The organism is Hydrogenophaga sp. GW101-3F08 (genome assembly GCF_059424585.1).
In genome coordinates this window covers 70,401-87,677 of record NZ_JBWKZP010000001.1, presented here as the reverse complement: position 1 = coordinate 87,677, position 17,277 = coordinate 70,401, and the positions used below count along the sequence as shown (strand labels likewise).

Here is a 17,277-nt window from a genome sequence, read left to right as displayed (position 1 = left end):
TCACTCCTTCTGACTCGACAGCCGCGCCAACCGCACCTTGTACTGCTGGATCTGCGAGCGCGACAGGTCGTAACGACAGGCCTCGATGGCCGAGTTGAACAAGGCCGCGGGCAGGGCCTGCTCGCGCACGAACAAGGCGCAGCGCGCGTTGCGGTAGCGCAGCCAGGTGGCGTGCGAGATGGCCAGGTTGCGCGAGAAGGCCTGCACGTAGTCGCGACTCTGGTTCTGCTGCAACAGCTGGCGCTGGGCGCTGCGGTATTCGCGCACCACGTCCTGCATTTCCTTGTCCGCTTCCAGCCTCGACTTGCGGCAACCCAGCAACTCGGGGGTGGGCCCCTGGCAGGCCTGATCGGCCGGTGCCTGCGCCCACCCCGTGCCCTGCCCCAGCTGGCGGACCCATCGGGCCGCCTGGGTGGAATAACAATGGGTCTCCTGGGCGGTGTGTCCGGCCTCGACGGCGAAGCGCAACTGCAGGCAACCCCGGCCGGCCGGCATCAGTTCACCCAGATGCGACAGCGGCTCGACCGCCACGAAGGTGCGGGTCTGCGGCTCGTACTGGTACAGCACCGACACGGGCAGCCGGCTCTCGGGGGCCAGCAAGCGCACCACCGCAAAATCCTGCCAGCCATCGCCGTTGGCGTCCCAGAATTTCAACCACTGCCGGCCATCGATGTTGTCGCGTGGCAGCTCAAACGCATGCGGTATGGCCTGCAGCTCCTTGTCGCCCTGGCTCACCACCACAAAGCCCGCGCCATAGACCTGATCGTCATCGTCGGCGCTGTCGTCAAACACGAAGTCGAACCGGTAGGCCTCGCCGTCTGGCGCCAGTTGAACCAGCATGGGCTCCAGACCCCGATCAACCATGTTCTCCAGCCCGGCGCACGCGGTCAGCAAACCGCCCACCAGACCCGCGCCGACCCAGCGGCATACCGTCCACCAGCCCTTCTTTTTCATCATCACTCCTGCTCCCTCATTGCACATTCACGCGACATCGATCCATTGCCCGGCAGACGCCATCCCTAGACGCAACGGACATACACCGAGGTTTCAACCCGCTCCGTCACCAAGTCAACGACTCTTCTGGACCAGCGCAACTCGTCCTTGCGGACCTCGAAAACATAGGTCTCCAGCACCTTGGGCGCCTCGTACGGATACGTGTCCAGGAGTCCCTGGAGACGCCAGGTCGAACGCCGCTTCGCCCGGACATCAACCACAAAAACCACCTTGTGCTGACCCACAGGGCCCCACTCCATGATGTTCTGGTCGCCGATCTGCAATGCGCCGGGGTCCAGCTCCACCGGGCGCCGCCGGACATACCGTGCGCACTGCTGTGCGCCGGCTTCGGTCTTCGGGTACCAGATGCCACGCATTCCGACCGGTGTCAGATCGGAGCGCGCCCGTGGCGACGCGGCCTGGGCACCACCTGGCAACACCACGGCCATGCCCAGCGCCAAAACACACGAAGCAAAAAACTTGTTCAACATGGGTCAGTCCATGGCCAATCGGCGTTGTGGGTCGAAGTCAATGCCCGTGATGTAGCGCCGCCCCGCGTGGGCCTTGATGTGCACCACCACATCAATGGTCAACATCAGGAGTCGCTTGATCTCGGCGAACGCCAGGCCCGAACCTTCGGGCGAGGCCTTGATCATCAAGGCCATCTGGTCCCAGGTCTGGCTGGTGCTGCCAGCGTGGCAACTGGTGATGGAGCCCGGATGGCCCGAGGCACAGTTGCGGATGTAGTAGAACGACTCGTCCCCCCGGATTTCCGCCAGGATGATGCGGTCGGGCTTCATGCGCAGGCAGGCCTCCATGCAGCCCTTGGCCGACACGTTGGCCGTGCCCTGCCCGCCCCGCGAATAGATCAGGTGCACCGCGTTGGGCTGCTCGATGAACAGCTCGCGGGCGTCTTCGATCGTGATCAGGCGTTCGTCGTCGGGGATGTGCGTCACCAGCGATTTCATGAACGTGGTCTTGCCACTGCCGGTGGCGCCCGACACCACGATGTTCTTCTTGTAGTGCACGGCCTGGCTGAAAAAACCATGGTAGTCGCGGGCTCTCTTGAGCTCCAGAAGCTCCTGATCCATCGCGCTGATGCTTCCATCTTCTTCGAGGATCCGGTCGAAGAAGCCGTCGCTCTGGTACTGGTTCAGCGTCTTGGTGTAGCGCGAAGGCAGGCGGATGGTGATGGAAACGTGATCAGCCGGTACTGCGGGCGGCAGCACGAACTGGGCGCGCTGCCCGGTCGGAAACGTCAGCGATACCACCGGGTCCACGTTGGTGATGCGCTGCCCCGTCTTGCTCTCGTTGACCACCGTGGTGCAGAACTGGCGCGCCCGGTCGAACGTGAGACCGGGCACGTCCATCCGTTGCCAGCCCGCCGCCGTTTCCAGGAACACCTCGCCTGGGCGGTTGATGCAGATTTCGGTGACGTTGGGGTCGCTCAGGTAGCCGGAAATCCCCAGCACGTGGTACTGGTACTCCAGAAACTCCGTTGAAATGTTCGCAATCGGTTCGTCGTTCGGCTGTTCCGTCATGTTGTGCAAACGCCCGCGATCACCGCATCACGCTGGAGAAGTCGACGTCGCGGGCCGCAAAGATGTTGATCACCGTGCCGTTTAGCACGGTCACCGTGGCCTTGCGGTTGGCCGATCGGGCCAGCATGTCCGAAGCCGCCTTCTTCACCGTGGTGGCGGTCTGGGACTCCCAGGGGTCGACCCGCGTACTGGCCAGACGACCATCGCTGTCGTATTGAGACGTCTCACGCCCGCGAATGTCGTTGCGGTCCGCGAACTTCTGCGCGCCAGCATCAATGCCGTCCGCGAGCAGACTGACCAGCAGAGCCGAGCCAATGCGCTCCCCCCAGTGACCGTCGTAGTGGCCAGGAACCCCGGTACCGCCCAGCGCGTCCGTGCCGGCGCTGTCGATCCGCACGTCCAGACCGGTCGTGGTCAGCACACGGGTCCAGACGATACCGACACGGTCGTAGTGCTCATCGGCGTATTTGTATTCACCCGTGACCTTGGAGCCCTTGTCGATCAACAGGCGTCGACCGTTCACCGAATAGATCGGCTCGGTGACGATGCACGAGGTCATGCCGGGCAGGGTGGACACCACCTTCGTTTCCAGCGAGCAACGGATGAAGGTGCCACGCGTCAGGGTGAAGTCGGCGTTGGCCAGAACCTCCACGGCGCCCCGCTTCACGGCGGAGAACTCGTCTTCGAAGAACGGGTTCTTTTTGCCCTTGTCGGTCGCCGCGGTCAGGTTGTCCCGACTGGCCATGCGCCGCTCCAGCAGATCGTCCCGGGTTGCGGGCGCGTCGGCCATGGCCGCCGATTCTGGCAATGGGGGCGCCACGGTCGGCGCAGCCTGCGCCACCGGAGGGGGCGGCAGCTTCAACACCGGTTTCTCTGGCACCGTCACCTCTTCAAAGGTGACCCGCTTCTTGTCGTCGCCATCGGCGGAGAACGCATTGCTGGCCACCCACAGCGTCATGCCGATGGTGGCCAGCGACACCAGGACGATGTAGGCCACCGCCGTCTTGTTCACGCCGCGCGTAAGGCCCGCCGACAGCTTGGGCATGTTGTCCGACAGCGCCGGGCCCGGGGCACTCCCATTGGGAAATTGCATGCTCATTTGTTCCTCCTCAATCCAACCACATCGTTGCCCAGGCGCATCACCAGGTACGGGTAGACGCCCAGGACCACCATCACGTTCTTTTCGCTTTTGGTGTTCACCAGAAACTCCTCACCGGCACGCTCGTGGCGGCCAAAAACCGCTGGGAAGTTCGCCATGGGTGGCAGATGGATGTAGGTGAACTGCTGGTTGTCATAGACCCGCGTCGGCACGATGGTGGAGTCCTCGCGAACCGCCGAATAGTCGTAATTCAGGTGGTAGTTGTTCTGCGAGTTCAGCGCACCCGGCGACGGCGACAGCACCGCATTCACCGCCGCCATGCTGCTCGCCTTGTCGGGCTCATCGCTGCCATAGACAAAACGCACCTTGTAGAAGACCCCCGCGCTCTTCGCTTCCTCCAGCGTGCGCCACTTGGTAGCCGACACCCGCAGATCCAGCAGGTACGAACGCATGTTCGTGCGGATGTACATGTTGGTGTCGACGTCCACATTCTTCGGCCGGATGTAGAAGATGTTGTCGCGCCGCACCAGCTCCCAGCCGTCGCTGAAACCCGTGCCGAAGTCCTTGATCTGTTCCTGGGCGCTGATTTCGATCTGAGTGGCAATGCCCAGACCGGTGTTGACGCGGACCACCTGGTCGGGTCGATAGACCACATCGCGCACTTCTTGCGCCAGGGCCACGCCCGGCCCCGTTGCGCTGAAAGCGGCCATTGCGGCCCAAAGCCATCGAAAGCGAGTGTTTTTGATCATCTTTTGGCGGTCCCTGTCTGTTCGAAAGTATTTGCCTGGTTGTGTCGACATCATTGCCCCTGGGTTGGCGTGGCAGGTGCACCTGGCAGGCTGGTCCTAGCGTCTACCGCGGGGGTCGGTTGCGAGGTCTGTGCCGCCTCAGCCCCCCGATGCAACACGCCTTCTTCTTCCGTGAGCAAGGGCATGCCCACATCCTGTTCTGCGGCCTTGAAAACCGGCGCATTGAACTCGTCGTCCACCTTGAAGGCCGTGACCTGAAAGCCCAATGGGTTGCGCAAGCGCAGGTTGTCCTCCATGCGCAAATTGGCCTTGTACTCATAGCGCAACGTGCCAACATGGCTGCTCAGGTATTCGCTCTTGCCCGTGCTCTTGTCGAATTTCCACTTCTCGAACCGCACCGTCGCAGCCGTCGGACGCGCACCGCGCTCCTCGTCCAGGCCATTGAACACAATGCTGTTGACCTTGATACGGATCGCAAAATTGCGGCCCCATTTCTTCTCCGGGCTGTTGTCGGTGCCGTCAAACTGCTTCACGAACAAACCCTTGACCTGATCGTTCGACATCGCCGCCACGTACTCCCAGTCGTGTTCGTTGATCGTGTCGTAGTCGTAGCCCTCGCGCGCCTGCACAAAGCGCGCCACATGGCTTCGGTTCAGCGCTTCGCTGGCATAAATGCCGGTCGCAGCCACGTTGTCACGCAGGTGCGACACCGTGCTCGTGCTGCGCTTCAAATCCACCGTCACCAGATAGGGCACCTTCTCCTTGAGGGGCAACATGTACGCGATGCTGACCACCAGACACACCGTGACGGCCATCGAGCAAAACGCCACGATCCAGGCCCGACGCTCACTGCGCTTGACCATGGTGATTACGTTCGATTCGAAATCCATCGACTTCTTGAGAATCTCCTGCGAAGCCGGCGACAACTCGCGCTTGAAAAATGCCATATCAGCCCTGAAAACCTTGTTGATCCGTAACCGTCATGTTTCGCTCGATGCCGCGCTCAGGGCATCTTGGTCACCAGCATCGACTTGTTGGCCGTCACCTGAACCCGCAGCTTCTGCGCCGCGTAAATGCGGCGAACCGTGTTGAGCGCCCGCTGCAAGTTGTTGTCCTTGACGGACTCCAGACCACTCACCAGCGTCAGGTCGCTGGGGTACTGCCAATCCAGCGAACCGCCGTACTCCTTCGCCCAGCGCTCCAGCATGTGACGCAGGGTCGGGTCGGTCGGCAGCATCTGAAACTTGGGCAACTCGGCTTCCTCCTTGAGCGGAATCTCCTGAGGAACGCCGCTGAGCGTGTTCACCGGTTTCCAGTTGTCCGCCATATCCACCGCCTGAGGCGTGGTACAGGCCTGGAGAACGACCAAAAGGGCGAGTAAAGACAAACGGGGTGTGACAGACGGTGTTTCTTTTGAAATCATTCTTTGTATGGCTCGTTTAAAAATGGATTTCCTATCCAAGTAGCAGCGTGCTCAGAAGTCATCTCCATGCTCACAAGTGGACATGCCATCCTGGCTTTTTGGGTCGCCTTTTGTGCTCAATGGTTGATGACTGCTGGTCGCTTTCCAGGCCCCCATGGTCTTTCCATGAACGCACACCTCTTCGAACTTTGGAATCCATTTTTTGTTGAGGTAATAGCAGGTCTGGGTCCAGGTTCCCGGTCCGGTGGGCGCCCAACAATGCGCCGGAACACCGATAGCGCAAAACGAAAAAACGTCTTCCTCGTAAGGAACGCCTTGACTGAAATAGGCACCACCGGTGCTGCCGCCCTGCGCCACACCTCCGCATTTGGACGCCCATGCTGCTTGACTCCCAAAGGCGAAAAGAATCGTCAGAAACGCAATCAAAGAATTCCGAGATGCAATATTCACTTTATGTTCTCCCCGTGCAGAGTGTCTATATCAATTAATCTCTTCCAACGAAGTTGGCGCATGACGCAAGAACTCGTTGCTGTTGGCCATCACGGCTTTGCGTTGGGTGCGAAGACCTTTGCGTCGCGCATGGAATTCCGACAACCATGTATCAGGTTGCTCAGGTGTCGGATGCTCCCGAAGCAGTTCGCTGAGGATTTCGACGTTGTCGCTGGAGCCTGACAGCACCGCCAGTTCGTCGTCCATGCCGTTGAGATTGAGTTGACACAACACGGCGTTGTGCCCTTGCTTGACCAAGAAACAGCGGCTGCGCTCGTCCAGTCCAACCACCAGTTCGAACTCGGCCTGGGTGAGTTTGAGTCCGTCGAGATAGTCCTTGGCATCTGCGTTCGGATTGGGCAACAGGATCAGCGTCGCGGTCTGCTCAACGAGCGCGGCCGAAATATCGCTATTAAGCGCATCCTGCGGGCTCTGGGTAGCAAAGATTCCCAGACCATTTTGCTTCCGGATGGTCTTCTGTTTATTTTTAGCGAAGTCCTTGAGGCCACCCTTGCCCTCAAGAACTTTCCAGAACTCGTCCATGACGTAGATGAATGGCCTGCCGTCGATCAGGCTCTCCATCCGGTGCAGAAGGTATTGGATGATGGGTTCGCGGGTCCTGCTGTCCTCGATGATTTCCGTGTAATCGAAACCAATGATATTGGAACCGGAGAAATCGATCCTGTCCTTGGCATTGTCGAACACCCAGGCAGCTGGCCCGCCCTTGCACCAGACCGAAATGCATTCAAAGAGACTGCCTTCACCCATGTTGGGCAGGCTCTTTTGAAGGTTGGTCATGGTCCTCAGGTGCAGCGGAGTGTCGAGAATGGCGCGCACGGCACGAATCAAATCCTCCTGCTCTGACGCGCTGTATTTGTCTTTTCCACAAAGCGTCTGCATCAATTCCACCAGAAACTGCTCATTCTCTGGCGTGTTATCGCATTGCAGCGGGTTGAACCCTGTGGGGCGCCCTTTCTCCAGCGTAAAGTACCTCCCGCCACAAGCTCGGATAAAGATCTCGGCACCGCGGTCCTTGTCAAAAAAGAAGATTGTGGGTTCGGGTTGAATTTTTTGCACTTGAGCCAGCAAAAAATTGATCAATGCCGTTTTACCAGTACCCGATTTTCCAATCACCATGGTATTGGCAATGGCTTTTTCACCCAGCGAATACTCGTGCGACTTGGTCGCATGAAAATTAAAATGGTACGCTTGATTGTTCAGGGTCTGCAAGATGCTGACCGATGGGCCCCATGGATTGAAGTTAGGCTTTCCGGTGGCAAAATTGTGCAGAGGGCTCAAACCAAGAAAATTGAGCGAACTCAGATTGGCGATGCGGGGACGGAAACGCCAATTACAGGGCAGTTGCGCATAAAAAGCTGCAGGGATGGCCACGTCTTCTTTGACCGTAACAAAACTGGCACCCGACAACTGCGCCCGAGCTTGCGACACATTGTTGTACAGCTCCTCCTGATTGGAGGCAAAGACAGCCATATTGAAATGGTATTGGCCCAAAACAAAATTACCCGATGCCAGTTGATCCATCGCAAAATCAAGCTCCACGATTTGACTGACAGCCTTATCCTCCGAAGAAAGCATCGCCCCCTTGGTTCGTTCCAGGGCCTTCATGGAGTCGTAGCGACTCATGGGCGTGAACGAATGCGTGACAATATACTCAAATTCCAAATATTTCAGACCGTTCAGAATGCCAGGCCAAGAGCTGTCCGAGTATTCCTTGATATTCAGGATCGCGCCATAAAAGTTATCGCCATTGGCGGTTCGAATCGCAAAGTCACCGCTCCCAGTTGAAAACATGTGTTTACTGGTGGGAAGATAGTTGTAAATGGGTGCTGACAACACCGGCACGGGTTCATCCACATGATTGACCACGTAGCCAAAGAACTCGAGGTTCTCGGAAAAGACTTGCTTGTGAATGCTTTCGTAGAGGCCGAGACGATACGGAGCATAGTCTTGCAGCAAGGCCTCGACGTTTCCAACCAGTTCGTAGATCTTTTCGAGATAGGCTTTTTCCTCACGACGCAGGACCTCAGTATCCCTGGAGAGTGCAGCGAACTTCTTTCCGCTGACCATGGGCCGATAAATCATCGTCAGGTACAGCTCGTTCTGCATCAGCCGTTTGCTGGAAAGACGTTCAATGTATGTGTCGTGCAATGCTTGGCAGAAGCGGTGTTGAAATCTGGCTTCGGCCCGAACCGGACGGCGCCGGCGCACGTCGTGCGCCCAAAAAGCAACATTTTCAAAGTCCGGCGCACGAAGACTTTGGAGCAGGCTGTTGAATGTCTTGTGGCGATGTTCCAGTTCCCAATCTTCGCGCCCCACAAACGGGAATCCACTGAGCAACCATGTAATGGTGTAATCACCCTCCCTCGACTTCACCACATGCGTGTCCACGTGGGTACTGAATGGGATGAAATTGCTGTAATCAGCATCTGGCGAAAACATAAGAAAATATCCTAGTCATCAAAAAGAATCAGACAAAGGCAAATACAAATCAGATCTCATAACCAGACTTTTTTATCGAATTTTTCTTGTACCTGGACGATCCAAACACCCAGGCACCGCCATATTGCTGGCGATTCCTAGGCAAAAATCGAAAGACAAGATTCAAACCGATCAAACGAAATATCATTTCATCCTTCTTGGCCATGACTCTCATCACAAAGACAGATACCGGAATCAAAAGCAAAAAATACAACGAAAAATACATGGCCATCATGAGTGGAACACCGGTGCCGACCACAAAAGGCAGGTAAGGCACACCCACAATCATTGGTGGACGGGTACAACCACGAAAAAGAACATCCTTCTTCACAAACACCCCCCGAGATAGCGACTACACACCGAAGCCATTGAACGCACCAAATGCCATCTCAACGACTTCAGAATCAGGCAACCCAATTCAACAACCAGCCGCCGCAGTGTTTCCCACAAACCATTTTGCAATTTCCGCAGCGCCACCAATCAAAAGACCGCCAATCAACACCGGAGCAATGTCCGTAAATCTCTTATGAGCAAATGCAATCTGGTATCCAGCAAAAATAATGGCTATCGTCACCACACCGACCGAAATAACGCGCAACAAAGTCAGCAGCGTGGTGACGAATGTATTCACATTCTCACAGGCTTCAGCAAACGCCTCTGCAGCGAACAAGTCAGGTGAAGTTGCACAAAGGGAAAATGCACAAAATCCAATTGCCAGTATTTTCAGATCAACCATTGAAAAACAAAAAACCGATTTACGCACGATGAAGTCCCTTTTCTACACAAGTGGTTAAAACACAAATGATTTGTCCGATATTTCGGATTTACCCTGTTCAGGTGTTGAGTCATTGCTGTTCGGCCCAGCCGCAGCAGCGCTTTCGGATTTCCCAGACGACTCACGGACCTGCAACAAGCTCCCACCCTTGCGGACGGGGATGGCCTGCGGCTTGCGCGGATTGGTTTCCGCTGCGGAGCTGGGTGAAAACGGATCGGGCAAAGGCAACCGATCGGCCGGCAGACCCGCTGTCGCGGGTGGCAAGACGCGCGTTTGATAGGGATCGCCATTGATGCCAATGACTTGGGTCGGAATGTGGCTCAAACCGCCCGAAGAAGGCTTGCTTGACACAGGCATCACAGCACCGGGCCCCGGAACGGGAATCGCCGGTCGGCGCTCAGCCGTTTCGACTGCGGCATCCACGGAATGGCCTGTTGGTACCTGAGCATTGGCCATCGCCGCAGCCGTCACGGACAAGGGTGTTGATGGCTGGTACTTGCGAATGGCGTAGGGCTCAGGATAGGCAGATGAAGTAGCCTGCTCGGCCAGTCCAGTCACGGCCGCGTGTGCCTGCCGCAAAGGCAGGCCGTCTTCACGCGCGAGCTTCCGAGGTGTGTTGTTGTAAGGAATGACCTTGACCGGCTCTGGCTCACCGGTCAGACCGAATTGAGCCTTGCGCATGGAAGCAAATATCTTCTGCACATAGCCGTGATTGAACCCGGTGACAAAATTGCCGGAGTAGTAACAGCTGAAGGCTTTGCCCCAGTCCTGGGCGCGGTCGTAGCACTCACGGAGAATGCGGGAACCGGCCTTCAGGTTGGCACAGACATCGAACGCCTCGGCATAGGTGGCCAAGCCATATTTGGCGAGGTTGTAACGGTTGACCTGTGCAATGCCAACGGAGAAGTTGTAGCCCTCCCGTTTGAGCTGCTGCACTGCGGCGAGCGCTTCTTCCAGACTGCGTGGCTGCCGGGCCAGATAGCCACCGACCACACCGATGGCAAAGGGATTGCGCGAGGATTCCACGTGCACGACGTGCTGAATCACCTCTTTGGGAACGGCGAGATCCTGGCAGTCCTGCATATCCATGAAAGTCAGCAAATCGTGCCGAAGCGATACGGGCGCGACGAGCGCGCGCGCCGAACGTCCTGGTCAGGCACTGACATGCTGGCTATCCCTCCTTGAATGTTTTTTTGATAGCGCAGGTTATTGTAACTTAGGCACTACAAGCATTGCAACATCATTCAGGAGTGAAGCATTTTGATACACATTTCGCCCGTTCGTCTTATGCCTTCCGGACGGGAAAGAGCGGGATGACGGGCCTTTGCATCCCAGCGGACCGATGATCGCCGGGCACCCCAGAGGGCACCTATCCCAGAGCAGCGAGAACGGTCAGCGCATCCACCGTTTCGCGCACGTCATGCACCCGTACCACGCGTGCACCACGCTCAACCGCCAGCAACGCCGCAGCCACGCTGGCCGAGACACGTTCTGCGGGCACCTCGCGACCGGTCACGCTACCGAGCGAGGACTTGCGGGACCAGCCAGCCAGCAGCGGGAATCCCAGGGCGAGCAATTCAGCTTGGCGCGCGAGCAAGCTGAAGTTCTGCGCCACCGTCTTGCCAAACCCGATACCAGGATCCAGCACGATCCGTGCGCGGGCCACGCCCACTGCATGCATTGCATCGATCCGTTGCTCAAGGAAATGGATCACCTGTGGCAACACGTCGCCGTCCATGGGTGCAGTCTGCATGGTCTGAGGGTCACGGTGCATGTGCATCAGGCACACACCGCAGCGAGGGTGTGAAGCCACCGCCTGCAGCGCCCCACGCTGGCGCAGGGCCCAGATGTCGTTCACGATATCGGCGCCTTCGTCGAGCACCGCCCGCATGACGTCGGGCTTGTAGGTGTCGACCGACACCGGCACCCCCAGCTTGACCGCCTCGCGCACCACTGGCAACACGCGCGCCAGTTCCTCGTCCAGCGGAACAGCCGGGCTGCCCGGTCGGGTGGACTCACCACCTATGTCCAGAATGTGGGCGCCATCCTTGATCAGTTGCTCGCAGTGCGCGAGAGCTGCCGAGGTGGCGGCAAAGTGCCCACCGTCCGAAAACGAGTCGGGCGTCACGTTGACAATGCCCATCACCTTGGGTTGGGTCAGATCGATATCAAAACGGGAGGTTTGCCAATGCATAAGGAAGACCCGAAAAAAACAACGGGGCCCAAAGGCCCCGTGTGGTCAAAGCAGGCACCCACCTGCAGAAGATTCAAGCTGCGGTTGGCGCAGGATCGGTGCTGACAGCGGGCGTCCCCCCACTGCCGCCGCCCCCCACCGAGGGATTGCGCGGCGTCCAGTCCTTGGGCGGACGGGGTGGCTTGCCGGCCATGATGTCATCGATCTGGTCGGCATCGATCGTTTCCCATTCCAGCAATGCGTTGGCCATGGCATGCATCTTGTCGCTGTGCTCTTCGATCAGCTCGCGCGCCAGCTTGTACTGCTGGTCAATGATGCGACGCACCTCAGAGTCGACCTTTTGCATGGTGGACTCGCTCATGTTGGTGGTCTTGGTGACCGAACGACCGAGGAAAACCTCACCTTCGTTTTCGGCATACACCATGGGACCCAGGGCATCTGTCATGCCATAACGCATCACCATGTCGCGGGCAATGGTTGTCGCACGTTCGAAGTCGTTGGATGCCCCGGTGGTCATCTGGTGCATGAAGACTTCTTCAGCGATGCGACCACCGAACAGCATGCTGATCTGGTTCAGCATGTAGTCCTTGTCGTAGCTGTAACGGTCCTGCGCCGGCAGGCTCATGGTCACGCCCAACGCACGACCACGGGGAATGATGGTGACCTTGTGCACCGGATCGCACTTGGGCAGCAATTTGCCGATCAGCGCGTGGCCCGACTCGTGATAGGCGGTGTTGCGACGCTCTTCTTCGGGCATCACCATGCTCTTGCGCTCTGGGCCCATGAAGATCTTGTCCTTGGCCTTCTCGAAGTCCTGCATTTCGACCACACGCGCATTGCGACGCGCGGCCATCAGGGCGGCCTCATTGCACAGGTTGGCCAGATCGGCACCACTCATGCCTGGCGTGCCACGGGCGATCACGCTCGGATTCACGTCCGTGCCCAAAGGCACTTTTCGCATGTGCACATTCAGGATCTGCTCGCGGCCACGGATGTCGGGCAGCGTCACATAGACCTGACGGTCGAAACGGCCTGGACGCAGCAGCGCGGCGTCCAGAATATCAGGTCGGTTCGTGGCCGCGACCACGATCACCCCCAGATTGGTCTCAAAGCCGTCCATCTCCACCAGCATCTGGTTCAAGGTCTGTTCGCGCTCGTCGTTGCCACCACCCAGACCCGCGCCGCGCTGACGACCCACTGCGTCGATTTCATCGATGAAGATGATGCAAGGGGCATTTTTCTTGGCGTTTTCGAACATGTCGCGCACGCGGGCCGCGCCCACGCCGACAAACATCTCCACGAAGTCGGAGCCCGAAATGCTGAAAAACGGCACCTTGGCTTCACCAGCAATGCCCTTGGCCAGCAACGTTTTGCCAGTTCCCGGAGGGCCGACCAGCAACAAGCCACGCGGAATGCGACCGCCCAGCTTCTGAAATTTGGCCGGATCCTTCAGGAAGTCCACAACTTCCTTGACCTCTTCCTTGGCCTCGTCACAGCCGGCAACATCGGCAAAAGTCACGGTGTTGTTGTTCTCGTCCAGCATGCGCGCCTTGCTCTTGCCAAAACTGAACGCACCACCCTTGCCACCGCCTTGCATCTGTCGCATGAAATATATCCATACACCAATGAGCAGCAGCATCGGGCCCCAGCTGACCAGCAGCGTCATGAGCAAGGAGCTTTCCTCGCGCGGACGCACATCGAACTTGACGTTGTTGTTGATCAGGTCGCCCACCAGGCCACGGTCGAGGTAGGTGGCCGTGGTGCGAATGCGACGGTCGTCCTGGGTTACGGCCACGATCTCCGTGCCACCCTGGCCCTCCTGAATGGTGGCGCTCTTGATGCGTTGCGCCTTGACCTCGTCGAGGAATTCAGAGTACCCCATGTAGCCTGCGCCAGCAGAGGCACGGCCGTCGAACTGCTTGAAGACGGTGAAAAGCACCATGGCGATGACCATCCACACGGCGATTTTCGAGAACCACTGGTTGTTCAAATGCAGCTCCTGGCTAGAACAATGACTGAATTGGACATGTTGAGCCCATTTTAGGACTTTCAAGCACCCCCGCCTTGATTAATGACTTGGCAATGTCAATCAAGGGGGTAGGCAAAATTTTGTAACCCGACGTGTGACTCACGCGCGGGATCTGTCTTTCAGACCCATGCCCACCAGAAAGGTTTCAGAAGACTTGTCCCGTGAGGCTTTGGGCTTGAACGGCTTGACCACCCGGAACGTCTGGCGAAACAGCGCCACCATCGGGTCGTACGCCCCGCCATGAAAGAGCTTGACCACCAGCGCACCATCGGGTTTGAGGTGGTTGACCGCAAATTCCACCGCCAGCTCCACCAGGTCGATGATGCGGGCTGCGTCGGCGGAGCCAATGCCTGAGAGATTGGGCGCCATATCGGACACCACCACATCCACGGTCTGGATGCCGCGGTCGACCAGCGCCTGCTCCAGCTCGGCCAGCACCGCCGGTTCGCGAAAATCGCCCTGGATGAAGTGGACACCCTCGACCGGCTCCATGGGCAACAGGTCCAGCGCGATGATGGTGCCCTGCAACGCCCCGACGGCCGCGCCCTGAGGACTCAGGCGGCGGCGCGTGTACTGGCTCCAGGCACCCGGCGACGAGCCCAGGTCCACCACGCAGTCGCCCGGGCGGATCAGCCCCAGCGTTTCGTCGATTTCCTTGAGTTTGTAGGCGGCGCGCGCGCGATACCCCTCGCGGGTCGCGAGCTTCACATAAGGGTCGTTGACGTGGTCGTTCAACCACGCCTTGTTGACCTTCTTGCTCTTGGTTTTGACTTTCATGCCCATGAGGGACGCCCGCCGTCTGTGTAAACGATAATTGTCCCATGCCCCAGATCACACTCACACCCGCCCAGCGCAAAGTCCACCGCGCTGACGCCCACCACCTTGATCCCGTCGTCCTCGTCGGCGGCGATGGCCTGAGCGCCTCGGTTAAAAAAGAGATTGACGCCGCGCTCAAGGCCCATGGCCTGATCAAGGTCCGCGTCTTCAGCGATGACCGCGCCGCACGCGAGGCCATGCTGCAGACCCTGGCCGACGAACTGGATGCCGCACCGATTCAACACATTGGCAAGCTGCTGGTGCTTTGGCGCCCGGTACCAGAGAAGGTCAAGGCCGCCGATGAAGACCGCCTGCCCGGACCACGCGACGTGAAAGTGCTCAAATTCAGCAAACGCGGCGGTCAGCGCCCCGAGGTCAAGGTCGTGCGCGTGCTGGGCAACCAGCGGCTGACCACCGGTGGTCAGGTCAAGCGCGCCAAGGTCATGAAGAAGAGCATCAAGAAAAGCGCCCGTTGACCCCCCCGAGGCGCGGGCACTCGGTGTGCCCGCTGGATCTTCCCAGCTTGAACTTGGCGAACCGCGCCGCATCTGAGAACGCATGAACGACCGCACCGACACCATCGCACACAACCCGTTGCTGGACTTCACCGACCTGCCAGTCTTTGACGCGATCCAGCCTGCGCTGGTGTCGCCCGCCATTGACAGCCTGCTGCAGGACGCCAGTGCCGCACTGGAGCGGGTTACCGCGAGCGACTTCCCCGCCCACTGGACACAGATTTCATTGGCTCTGGATGTGCCCACCGAGCGGTTGTCGCGGGCCTGGGGGGCGGTGAGTCACCTCAACAGCGTGGCCGACACCCCCGAGCTGCGCGCCGCCTACAACGAGGCCCTGCCCAAGGTCACCGAGTTCTGGACCCGCCTGGGGGCCGACGAGCGGCTGTACGCGAAATACAAGGCGATGGACCCGGCCAGCCTGACGCCCGAGCAGACCCAGGCCCACAAAAATGCCATGCGGAGTTTTGTGCTGGGTGGCGCGGAGCTGCAAGGCGAAGCCAAAACCCGGTTTGCCTGGCTGCAGGAACGCCAGGCCGAACTGGGCCAGAAATTCAGCGAAAACGCACTCGATGCCACGGACGCGTTTGCCCTTTTTGTACCCACCGAAGAACTGACCGGGGTCCCCGAAGACGTGCAGCAAGCCACGGCCGCGGCCGCCCAGGCCGACAACAAGCCTGGCCACAAGCTCACGCTGAAGATGCCCTGCTACCTGCCTGTGATGCAGTTCGCCCACAGCAGTGCCTTGCGCGAAAAGCTCTACCGGGCGTATGTCACCCGCGCCAGCGACCAGGCCGACGGCGACGCCGCGAAGTTTGACAACGCCGCCATCATGGGCGAGCTGCTGGCGTTGCGCCACGAGGAAGCGCGGTTGCTGGGCCACCGCCATTACGCCGACGTTTCGCTGGTGCCCAAGATGGCCGAATCCCCCGAACAGGTGATCTCCTTCCTGCACGACCTCGCCAGCAAGGCGCGGCCCTATGCGGAAAAGGATCTGGCCGACATGCGCGCCTTTGCCGCGACCGAGCTGGGTCTGAGCGAGCCACAGGCCTGGGACTGGCCCTACATCGGCGAGAAGCTCAAAGAGGCGCGCTATGCGTTCAGCGAGCAGGAGGTCAAGCCCTACTTCACCGCGCCCAAGGTGCTCGCCGGCCTGTTCCAGATTGTCGAGACCTTGTTTGAGGTGGCGATTCGCCGCGACACCGCGCCGGTGTGGCACCCGAACGTTGAGTTCTACCGCATCGAACGCCGCACGCCCGAGGGTACGCAACTGGTGGGCCAGTTCTACCTCGACCCTGCGGCGCGCACCGGCAAACGGGGTGGCGCCTGGATGGACGATGTGCGCGCCCGCTGGCTGCGCCCGGACAGCGGCAGCCTGCAGACACCGGTGGCGCACCTCGTGTGCAACTTCGCCGAGGGGGTGGAAGTGGACGGCGTGAAAAAGCCCCCACTGCTCACACACGACGATGTGATCACCCTGTTCCACGAGTTTGGTCACGGCCTGCACCATATGCTCACCCAGGTGAACGAGCGCGATGTCTCGGGCATCAGCGGTGTGGAGTGGGACGCGGTGGAACTGCCCAGCCAGTTCATGGAGAACTTCTGCTGGGAATGGGAGGTGCTCAAGCACATGACCGCCCACGTGGACACCGGCGAGCCGCTGCCGCGCGCGCTGTTCGACAAAATGCTGGCGGCGAAGAACTACCAGAGTGGCCTGCAGACGCTGCGCCAGGTGGAGTTCTCGCTGTTTGACATGTTGCTGCACAGCCAATCCGAACCCGTCACCAGCGGCGAGTCCATCCTGGCCCTGCAGCAACGGGTGCGCGACGAAGTGGCCGTGCTTCAGCCACCGGCCTACAGCCGCACGCCACACACCTTCAGCCACATCTTCGCTGGCGGTTATTCGGCCGGCTACTACAGCTACAAATGGGCCGAAGTGCTCTCGGCCGACGCGTATGCCGCCTTCGAAGAAGCCGCGCAGCGCACTGGCCACAGCACGCTGGATGTGGACACCGGGCGGCGCTACCGTCAGGCCATCCTCGAAGCCGGCGGCAGCCGCCCGGCCATGGAGTCGTTCAAGGCCTTCCGGGGCCGGGAACCCAGCATCGACGCCCTGCTGCGCCACCAGGGCATGGCCTGAGTTTTGTTCCTGTATTTG

Annotated in this window: 17 protein-coding genes; 2 read left to right on the top strand and 15 right to left on the bottom strand. The window is 59.3% G+C overall.

Annotation, left to right across the window (positions count from 1 at the left end):
* The 15 genes from AC07YZ_RS00405 to AC07YZ_RS00335 all read right to left on the bottom strand — a co-directional run bounded on the left by AC07YZ_RS00405 (position 1) and on the right by AC07YZ_RS00335 (position 14,568).
* Complete coding sequence (locus tag AC07YZ_RS00405; protein WP_494793281.1) at positions 1-957, bottom strand: lysozyme inhibitor LprI family protein; 957 nt, start codon at positions 955-957, stop codon at positions 1-3.
* 62 nt (positions 958-1,019) lie between these two features.
* Positions 1,020-1,484, bottom strand: coding sequence for a hypothetical protein (locus tag AC07YZ_RS00400; RefSeq protein WP_494793280.1), 465 nt, complete (start codon positions 1,482-1,484; stop codon positions 1,020-1,022).
* A 3-nt stretch (positions 1,485-1,487) separates the two neighbouring features.
* On the bottom strand, positions 1,488-2,534 hold the full coding sequence (gene virB11 / locus AC07YZ_RS00395; RefSeq protein WP_494793279.1) for a P-type DNA transfer ATPase VirB11: 1,047 nt from the start codon (positions 2,532-2,534) through the stop codon (positions 1,488-1,490).
* Between the two features lie 19 nt (positions 2,535-2,553).
* On the bottom strand, positions 2,554-3,633 hold the full coding sequence (locus tag AC07YZ_RS00390; RefSeq protein ID WP_226493339.1) for a TrbI/VirB10 family protein: 1,080 nt from the start codon (positions 3,631-3,633) through the stop codon (positions 2,554-2,556).
* Positions 3,630-4,343 (bottom strand): TrbG/VirB9 family P-type conjugative transfer protein, encoded by a 714-nt coding sequence (locus tag AC07YZ_RS00385; RefSeq protein WP_226493340.1) that lies wholly within the window; start codon positions 4,341-4,343, stop codon positions 3,630-3,632. The genes AC07YZ_RS00390 and AC07YZ_RS00385 overlap by 4 nt, the downstream gene beginning before the upstream one ends.
* A gap of 89 nt (positions 4,344-4,432) precedes the next feature.
* Positions 4,433-5,329, bottom strand: a complete 897-nt coding sequence (locus AC07YZ_RS00380) for a VirB8 family type IV secretion system protein (protein WP_494793278.1) — start codon at positions 5,327-5,329, stop codon at positions 4,433-4,435.
* Positions 5,330-5,385: 56 nt separating this feature from the next.
* Entirely contained in the window at positions 5,386-5,709 is a 324-nt protein-coding gene (locus AC07YZ_RS00375; RefSeq protein ID WP_226493342.1) for a TcpQ domain-containing protein, read from the bottom strand.
* A gap of 147 nt (positions 5,710-5,856) precedes the next feature.
* On the bottom strand, positions 5,857-6,255 hold the full coding sequence (locus tag AC07YZ_RS00370; RefSeq protein WP_494793277.1) for a hypothetical protein: 399 nt from the start codon (positions 6,253-6,255) through the stop codon (positions 5,857-5,859).
* Positions 6,256-6,285: 30 nt separating this feature from the next.
* Positions 6,286-8,754 carry a VirB4 family type IV secretion/conjugal transfer ATPase gene (locus AC07YZ_RS00365; protein ID WP_494793276.1) on the bottom strand — a complete coding sequence of 823 codons (2,469 nt, stop codon included), beginning with the start codon at positions 8,752-8,754 and terminating at the stop codon, positions 6,286-6,288.
* 49 nt (positions 8,755-8,803) lie between these two features.
* Entirely contained in the window at positions 8,804-9,124 is a 321-nt protein-coding gene (locus AC07YZ_RS00360; protein ID WP_494793275.1) for a VirB3 family type IV secretion system protein, read from the bottom strand.
* An 87-nt stretch (positions 9,125-9,211) separates the two neighbouring features.
* Entirely contained in the window at positions 9,212-9,556 is a 345-nt protein-coding gene (locus AC07YZ_RS00355) for a TrbC/VirB2 family protein (RefSeq protein WP_494793274.1), read from the bottom strand.
* Between the two features lie 27 nt (positions 9,557-9,583).
* Complete coding sequence (locus AC07YZ_RS00350) at positions 9,584-10,657, bottom strand: lytic transglycosylase domain-containing protein (RefSeq protein ID WP_494793273.1); 1,074 nt, start codon at positions 10,655-10,657, stop codon at positions 9,584-9,586.
* Between the two features lie 280 nt (positions 10,658-10,937).
* Entirely contained in the window at positions 10,938-11,762 is an 825-nt protein-coding gene (gene folP / locus AC07YZ_RS00345; protein WP_494793272.1) for a dihydropteroate synthase, read from the bottom strand.
* Between the two features lie 73 nt (positions 11,763-11,835).
* Entirely contained in the window at positions 11,836-13,752 is a 1,917-nt protein-coding gene (ftsH, locus tag AC07YZ_RS00340) for an ATP-dependent zinc metalloprotease FtsH (protein ID WP_226493349.1), read from the bottom strand.
* A gap of 138 nt (positions 13,753-13,890) precedes the next feature.
* The gene (locus tag AC07YZ_RS00335; protein ID WP_226493350.1) at positions 13,891-14,568 is read right to left on the bottom strand and encodes an RlmE family RNA methyltransferase; all 678 of its coding nucleotides are present in this window, start codon (positions 14,566-14,568) and stop codon (positions 13,891-13,893) included.
* Positions 14,569-14,612: 44 nt separating this feature from the next.
* Here AC07YZ_RS00335 and AC07YZ_RS00330 point away from each other — a divergent pair, with 44 nt between their 5' ends.
* A complete protein-coding gene (locus AC07YZ_RS00330) occupies positions 14,613-15,083 on the top strand; it encodes a YhbY family RNA-binding protein (RefSeq protein ID WP_226493351.1) in 471 nt (156 codons plus the stop codon).
* 82 nt (positions 15,084-15,165) lie between these two features.
* On the top strand, positions 15,166-17,259 hold the full coding sequence (locus AC07YZ_RS00325) for a M3 family metallopeptidase (protein WP_494793271.1): 2,094 nt from the start codon (positions 15,166-15,168) through the stop codon (positions 17,257-17,259).
* Positions 17,260-17,277: the final 18 nt, after the last annotated feature.

What these genes read in the sequence shown, in the direction of transcription:
- AC07YZ_RS00405 (WP_494793281.1), bottom strand. Translation starts at nt 957, where the DNA reads ATGATGAAAAAGAAGGGCTGGTGGACGGTATGCCGCTGGGTCGGCGCG.
- AC07YZ_RS00400 (WP_494793280.1), bottom strand. Translation starts at nt 1,484, where the DNA reads ATGTTGAACAAGTTTTTTGCTTCGTGTGTTTTGGCGCTGGGCATGGCC.
- virB11 (WP_494793279.1), bottom strand. Translation starts at nt 2,534, where the DNA reads ATGACGGAACAGCCGAACGACGAACCGATTGCGAACATTTCAACGGAG.
- AC07YZ_RS00390 (WP_226493339.1), bottom strand. Translation starts at nt 3,633, where the DNA reads ATGAGCATGCAATTTCCCAATGGGAGTGCCCCGGGCCCGGCGCTGTCG.
- AC07YZ_RS00385 (WP_226493340.1), bottom strand. Translation starts at nt 4,343, where the DNA reads ATGGCCGCTTTCAGCGCAACGGGGCCGGGCGTGGCCCTGGCGCAAGAA.
- AC07YZ_RS00380 (WP_494793278.1), bottom strand. Translation starts at nt 5,329, where the DNA reads ATGGCATTTTTCAAGCGCGAGTTGTCGCCGGCTTCGCAGGAGATTCTC.
- AC07YZ_RS00375 (WP_226493342.1), bottom strand. Translation starts at nt 5,709, where the DNA reads ATGGCGGACAACTGGAAACCGGTGAACACGCTCAGCGGCGTTCCTCAG.
- AC07YZ_RS00365 (WP_494793276.1), bottom strand. Translation starts at nt 8,754, where the DNA reads ATGTTTTCGCCAGATGCTGATTACAGCAATTTCATCCCATTCAGTACC.
- AC07YZ_RS00350 (WP_494793273.1), bottom strand. Translation starts at nt 10,657, where the DNA reads ATGGATATGCAGGACTGCCAGGATCTCGCCGTTCCCAAAGAGGTGATT.
- folP (WP_494793272.1), bottom strand. Translation starts at nt 11,762, where the DNA reads ATGCATTGGCAAACCTCCCGTTTTGATATCGATCTGACCCAACCCAAG.
- AC07YZ_RS00335 (WP_226493350.1), bottom strand. Translation starts at nt 14,568, where the DNA reads ATGAAAGTCAAAACCAAGAGCAAGAAGGTCAACAAGGCGTGGTTGAAC.
- AC07YZ_RS00330 (WP_226493351.1), top strand. Translation starts at nt 14,613, where the DNA reads ATGCCCCAGATCACACTCACACCCGCCCAGCGCAAAGTCCACCGCGCT.
- AC07YZ_RS00325 (WP_494793271.1), top strand. Translation starts at nt 15,166, where the DNA reads ATGAACGACCGCACCGACACCATCGCACACAACCCGTTGCTGGACTTC.